Annotated in this window: 5 protein-coding genes and 1 pseudogene; all 6 read right to left on the bottom strand. The window is 72.5% G+C overall.

All coding sequences use genetic code 11. The features are described from left to right. Nucleotides 1-60 precede the first annotated feature (60 nt). A pseudogene (locus tag ACSNOC_RS03705) lies at nt 61-366 on the bottom strand (DUF5685 family protein); the annotation flags it as partial. 39 nt (nt 367-405) lie between these two features. After that, nucleotides 406-2,028 carry an alpha-amylase family glycosyl hydrolase gene (locus tag ACSNOC_RS03700; protein WP_436745753.1) on the bottom strand — a complete coding sequence of 541 codons (1,623 nt, stop codon included), beginning with the start codon at nt 2,026-2,028 and terminating at the stop codon, nt 406-408. A 45-nt stretch (nt 2,029-2,073) separates the two neighbouring features. Beyond that, nucleotides 2,074-2,898 (bottom strand): carbohydrate ABC transporter permease, encoded by an 825-nt coding sequence (locus tag ACSNOC_RS03695; protein WP_436745752.1) that lies wholly within the window; start codon nt 2,896-2,898, stop codon nt 2,074-2,076. After that, entirely contained in the window at nt 2,895-3,968 is a 1,074-nt protein-coding gene (locus ACSNOC_RS03690; RefSeq protein WP_436745751.1) for a carbohydrate ABC transporter permease, read from the bottom strand. Before ACSNOC_RS03690 ends, ACSNOC_RS03695 begins: the two co-directional genes overlap by 4 nt. Continuing rightward, the gene (locus ACSNOC_RS03685) at nt 3,965-5,218 is read right to left on the bottom strand and encodes an ABC transporter substrate-binding protein (RefSeq protein ID WP_436745750.1); all 1,254 of its coding nucleotides are present in this window, start codon (nt 5,216-5,218) and stop codon (nt 3,965-3,967) included. The genes ACSNOC_RS03690 and ACSNOC_RS03685 overlap by 4 nt, the downstream gene beginning before the upstream one ends. Before the next feature lie 234 nt (nt 5,219-5,452). Next, on the bottom strand, nt 5,453-6,319 hold the full coding sequence (gene map / locus ACSNOC_RS03680) for a type I methionyl aminopeptidase (RefSeq protein WP_436745749.1): 867 nt from the start codon (nt 6,317-6,319) through the stop codon (nt 5,453-5,455). Between the last annotated feature and the right edge of the window lie 32 nt (nt 6,320-6,351).

Genomic DNA, 6,351 nt, shown 5'->3' with positions numbered 1-6,351 from the left:
GCCGTTCCGCCCCGCCCCGGCCTGGCTGGCCGACGCCGTGCTGTACCAGATCTATCCGCAGAGCTTCGCCGACGCCAGCACCAGCGACACCGCCGCCGCCAGCACCGCCCCCTCACCCCGCGCCACCGGCGCCGACCGCATCCCCCGCAACGGACACGGCCCCGCCACGCGCCGAACCGCCGCCGAACGCTCCACCTGCGCATCGAACAGGACGGAAATCAACAGCCCGTCATAATTCGTGGCCATCCGCGCCGCCTGCCCGTGCGTACCGCGCAACGCCAGACACAACCCGCACAGATGCGCCAGCCACTCACCCGCCAGCCCCTCCGGCAACCGATGCCGACACGGCCTGATAATCCCGAACACGCCACCATCCCCCGACTTCCCCACAACGTCCGGGGCACCCTACAACCCGAAAATCCCAAAACCGAAACCGGAGGCCGTGATCTGTCGGTCCGTCACGGTGACGCCGGACGTCTCCACCGGGCGCGCGGTCTCCAGGCGCGGCCGGACCGGGGCGAACGCGGCGGGCTCCCGGCGCGGGTTGACCACCACGAGGTAGCGCCCGCCACGCACATAGACCAGCGGGTAGCCGGTGTGCAGGACCTCGACCCCGGCCCGGCTGCCCAGCTCCGGGGTGGTCCGGCGCAGCGCGATCAGCCGGCGCACCAGGTGCAGCAGGGAGGAGTCGTCGGCGCGCTGCGCCGCCACGGTCGGGCGGCCGGGGTCCGGGTCCGGCGGCAGGTAGAGGCGGTCGGCGGGGGCGGTGGAGAAACCGGCGTTGGGGGAGTCGTCCCACTGCATCGGGGTGCGCGACCCGGCCCGGTTGTAGCGGGGGCCGAGCGCGCTGCCCTCGTGGTCGGGCAGGTCCGGTACGTAGCGCATGCCGATCTCGTCGCCGTAGTAGACGGCGGGCAGCGTGGGCCAGGTGAGCAGGAACGCGAAGGCGGCGTGGAGCTGTCCGGCCGTGCGCGGGCCGCAGGCCAGCCGCGAGAAGTCGTGGTTGGCGGTCGGCAGCACGCAGAAGCCGCGGTCCCCGATGACGGCGGCCACGGACTGCCAGGCGGTGACGAACGTTCCGGCGGTGCCGCCGCCCTCGGCGTCGAAGTAGCAGGGCCGGTGCGTCCAGTGCTCGTGCACGGTGCCGTATCCGTTGTTCCACAGGGAGCGCAGCGGCAGCCCGTCGGAGGGCCCGCCGAACTGGAGGAAGAAGTCCGCGTGGAACCCGGCGGGCACGGACAGGGCCGGGTCGCCCCACTCGGCCAGCAGCGCCGCCTCGGGGTGGGTGCGGTCCAGCCACTCGCGCAGCTCGGCCCAGAGCTTGCCGGTCTCGTGCAGCCCGGGGTCGTCCTTGACCAGGGAGTGCGCCATGTCGACGCGGAACCCGGCCAGGCCCAGCCGCAGCCAGTGGTCCATGATCTCGCGCAGCGAGGCCCGGTTGGCGCGCGGCCCCTCGGCGTCCACCGGCTGCCGCCACGGCTCGGCCGGGTCCTCGCGGGCGTAGCCGAAGTTGAGGGCGGGCTGGCAGTCGAAGAAGTTCGGCAGGTAGCCGCCGGGGCGGCTGCCGGGCGACCGGACGAACCGCTCCGGCAGCCCGTCCGTCTCGCCCGTCCAGATGTACCGGTGGTCGCCGGGGTCGTCGATGGCGTGCCGGAACCACGGGTGCCGGTCGGAGGTGTGGCCCGCCACCAGGTCGAGCAGGACCCGGATGCCGAGCCGCCCGGCGGAGTCGACCAGCTTGGCCAGCTCGTCGGCGGTGCCGTAGCGCGGGGCGACGGAGAGGTAGTCGGAGACGTCGTAGCCGGCGTCGCGGAACGGCGAGGCGAAGCAGGGGTTGAGCCAGACGGTGTTCACCCCGAGCCACGCCAGGTGGTCCAGGTGCGCGGTGATGCCCGCGAAGTCCCCCACGCCGTCCCCGTTGGCGTCGGCGAAGCTCTGCGGATAGATCTGGTACAGCACGGCGTCGGCCAGCCAGGCCGGGGCGGGGCGGAACGGCGACGGCGGGGGCGACGCCGGGTGCGAGGACATGGGAATCACCAGCCTGAGGGGCGCGCGGGCGGGGGGCTCGGGGCGTCAGCCCTTCACCGCGCCCGCGGTGAGCCCGGAGACCACGGCGCGGCGGAAGACCAGGACGAGCAGGGCGATCGGCAGCACCGACACGGTCGCGGCGGCGAAGATCGTTCCGTAGGGGATGGTGAACTGGCTGCCGAAGAGCGCGAGGCCCACCGGCATCGTGCGGTACCGGTCGGCCGTGTTGAGGGTCAGGGCGATCAGGAACTCGGTCCAGCAGGCCGTGAAGGTGAAGATCGCCGCGGTGAACATCCCGGGCCGTGCCTGCGGCAGGATCACCGACAGCACGGTCCGCAGCGGCGACGCGCCGTCCACCCAGGCCACCTCCTCCATCTCCTTCGGGATCCCCAGGAAGAAGTTCCGCAGGATCCACACCGCGAACGGCACGTTCAGCGCCGTGTACACCAGGATCAGCCCCTGATAGCTGTTCAGCCACCCGATCTCGCGCATGAGGAGGAAGAGCGGCGCGGCCAGCGCGATCGTCGGGAACAGCGAGATCATCAGCAGCGCCACCATGATCGGCGCCTTCCCCCGCAGCGGCAGCCGGGCCAGCGCGTACCCGGCGAACGAGCTGAGACTGAGCACCAGCACGGTCGCCACCACGGCGACCAGCACCGAGTTGAGCAGGTAGGTGCCGAAGTCGTTGTCGACGAACGCGTCCCGGTAGTTGGCCCACGTTCCCTCCTCGGGCCACGCGGTGGGCGGCCGGGCCCCGATCTCCGTCTGCCCCTTGAACGAGGTCGCGGCCATCCAGTACAGCGGCGCGGCCACGAAGAGCGCGATCAGCAGCGCCGCGCCGTGGGTCCAGGTCGGCCGGATCCGTCTCACTGCCCCGCCTCCTCGTCGCCGACCCGGGCCCGGAACGCGCGCAGGAAGAGCAGGCAGCCGGTGAGCACCAGGCCCGCCGTGCTCGCCGCCACGGCCGCTCCCGGCCCGAAGTCGAGGTTGGTGAACATCGCCTGCCAGCCCAGCAGGGCCAGCGACTCGGTGGCGTCCCCCGGGCCGCCGCCCGTCAGCACGAACGGCAGGTCGAACAGGCCGAACGCCTGGAGGATCCGGAACAGCACCGCGATCGTCAGCGCGGGCCGCAGCAGCGGCAGCCGCACCCGCCAGAACGCCGTCCACGCCCCGGCCCCGTCCACCCGGGCCGCCTCGGTGACGTCGGACGGCAGCATCATCAGCCCGGCCAGCACGATGATCGCCACGAACGGGGTCGTCTTCCACACGTCGGCCGCCGCCATCGACAGGATCGCCGGCACGCGGGTCCCGAGGAACTGCACCGGCTCGCCGGTCACGTCCTCCGACAGGGTGGTGAGCACCCCGTACACCCCGTTGTACATGTAGGCCCAGAGCTGCGCCGAGACGACCGTGATCATCGCCCACGGCAGCAGCAGCAGCGCCATCATCCAGCCGCGCCCGGCCCCGCCGAGCCGCTCCAGCACCAGCGCGATGAGGGTGCCGAGCACCAGCTCGGCCGCCACCGTGCCCACGGTGTACAGGACGGTGAACGCCAGCGCGTGCCGCCAGCGTTCGGAGCCCAGCACGAGCTGGTAGTGGTCGGTGGTGAAGCCGGACAGCCGGAAGCCGTCGGCCGAGACCTCCACGTCGCTCAGGCTCATCGCGAGGGAGAACCCCACGGGGAAGAGCGTGACGCCCAGCACCACCAGCAGCGCGGGCGTGGCGAACCACCACCCCAGGCGGGCGAACCGGCGCTCCAGCAGCGAACGCCGCGGACGGCCCCGGGCACCGCGCGCCGGCGCCACCGGACCGGTGCCCGGCGGCCCGCCGAGCGTCACGCCCGCGCGCGGCGGCGCCGACGGCCGCGGTCCCGGCCGCCCGTAGGCCGCCACGCGGTCGTCGTCCGGCTGCCCGGCCCCGCCCGGGGAAACGTCGCTCACAGGGCGTTGTCCTCCAGCGCCCGCTGGATGTCCCCGGCGGCCGATCTCAGGGCCGCGGCCGGCTCGGTGGAGCCGGCCAGCGAGCCGTTGACGTTGGTGAAAATGCCGTAGCTGACCTGCGGATAGCGGGGCGTGGCGGCCGGGCGGGAGACGAGCGGGACCTCGGCGGCGGCGGCGAGCACCGGGTTCTCCCGCTGGAGCCCGGGATCGTCGAGCACGGCGGAGGCGGTGGGGATCACCCCGTTCTCCGCGAGCATCCGCTGCGCCTCGGGGCCGGTCATCCACTCGATGAACGCCAGGGCCGCGCCGATGGCCTCGCTGTGCGGGTTGACCATCAGGTTCCAGCCGCCGACGCCGGAGGGGCCGGGCGCCTCACGGCCCTCGAACGCCGGCATCGGGGCGACGCCGACCTTCCCGGCGACCCTGGAGATGTCGGGGTTGTTGGCGTCGCCGTAGGCGTAGGCCCAGTTCCGGTGGAAGGCGGCGTCCCCCTCGGTGAAGGTCTGGAGGGACTGCGGCTCCTGGAAGCTGGTGATCGCCGGGGGCGCGATGCCGTCGTCCAGCAGCCCGCGCATGAAGTCCAGCGCCCGCCGGTTGGCCTCCGAGTCGATCTCGCTGTGCTCGCCGTCCGCCGAGACGCTGTGCCCGCCGGCGGCAGCCGACAGCTCGGTCCAGTTGACGGTCAGCCCCTCGTAGTTGGCCCACTGGGCGACGTACCCGTACGGCACCTCGCCGGTGTCCTGGAGCGCCGCGGCGGTCTCGGCCAGCTCCTCCCAGGTCTCGGGCACCGGCAGGTCGTGCCGCTCCAGCAGGTCCTCGCGGTAGTAGAGGAAGCCGACGTCGGTGAAGAGGGGCACGGCCACGTGCTCGCCGTCGTACTCGGTCACCGCGGCCCGCGCCTCGGGGAACCGCTCCCAGAAGTCCTCGGGCAGGTGCTCGTCCAGCGGCATCGCGAGGTGGGCCGCGCCGAACTGCGCGGGCCAGATCACGTCGCCGCTGTAGACGTCGATGCTGCCGGATCCGCCGGAGATCTCCGTGGTCAGCGTGGCCCGCACGGTGTCCGTGTTGTTCGGCGCCGCCTGGAACTCCACGGAGATGTCCGGGTGCTCCTCCTCGAACGCGTCGATGAGCCGCTCGGGCAGCCCCGCCGGTCCGAAGTTGATGGCGTACCAGGTGATGGCGCCCGACGCCGGACCGACGTCCCGCGGATCGACCGACGCCGAGCCGACGCCGGAGCCGCAGGCGACCACGGCCAGCAGGACGGGGACTGCGCAGAACGCCCTTGCTCTGCGGATGGAGGTGCCCAGGACGTACTCCTTGTGGATGACGCGTACCTGGGCTCAGCCTTCCGCCTCCACACCCCCACACAAAGGAGAAAACGCTCTTATCGGAAATCTTCACTGGAAAGGCGCCCGAGGGGTTGCGGACCCCGACCGGGCGGGACCGGCCCGGGCAGTGCGGGCCGGCGCGGGGTCAGGGCAGGGTCAGGGCAGGGTCAGGATCTCCGCGCCGCCGTCCGTCACCAGCAGCGTGTGCTCGAACTGGGCCGTCCGCTTCCTGTCCTTCGTGACCACCGTCCAGTTGTCCGGCCACATCTCCCACTCGTGGGTGCCCAGCGTCAGCATGGGCTCGATGGTGAACGTCATGCCCGGCACCATCACGGTCGTCGCCTCGGGGTCGTCGTAGTGCGGGATGTACAGCCCCGAGTGGAACGCGGTGTTGATGCCGTGCCCGGTGAAGTCGCGCACCACGCCGTACCCGAAGCGCTTGGCGTACGACTCGATCACCCGGCCGATGACGTTGACCTGCCGGCCGGGCCGCACCGCCTTGATCGCCCGGTTCAGCGCCTCCCTGGTCCGCTCCACCAGCAGCCGCGACTCCTCGTCCACCGCCGCCTCGCCGCCGACCAGGTACGTCGCGTTGGTGTCGCCGTGCACGCCGCCGACGTACGCCGTGATGTCGAGGTTCACGATGTCGCCGGCGCGCAGCACCGTGGAGTCCGGGATGCCGTGGCAGATGACCTCGTTGACCGAGGTGCACAGCGACTTGGGGAAGCCCCGGTAGCCGAGCGTCGAGGGGTAGGCGCCGTGGTCGCACAGGAACGTGTGCGCGATCCGGTCCAGCTCGTCCGTCGTCACGCCGGGCGCGATGTGGGAGGCCGTCTCCGCCAGGGCGCGGGCGGCGATCCGCCCGGCCACCCGCATCCGCTCCACGGTCTCCGGCTCCTGCGCGTGCGGCCCGGTATAGGGGGCGGGCGCCGGACGGCCCACGTACTCGGGGCGCGGGATCGCGGACGGAACGGAACGGGCGGGGGAGATCCTGCCGGGGGAGACGAGTGACTGGCCAGACATGCAACTGAGTCTACGGGCGGGCAGGATGAGGG

It is taken from the genome of Streptomyces sp. URMC 129, from assembly GCF_051386415.1.
In the GTDB taxonomy this organism is placed as follows: domain Bacteria; phylum Actinomycetota; class Actinomycetes; order Streptomycetales; family Streptomycetaceae; genus Streptomyces.
The sequence above is the reverse complement of the archived record's forward strand: the minus strand, read 5'-3'. Positions and strand labels throughout refer to the sequence as shown.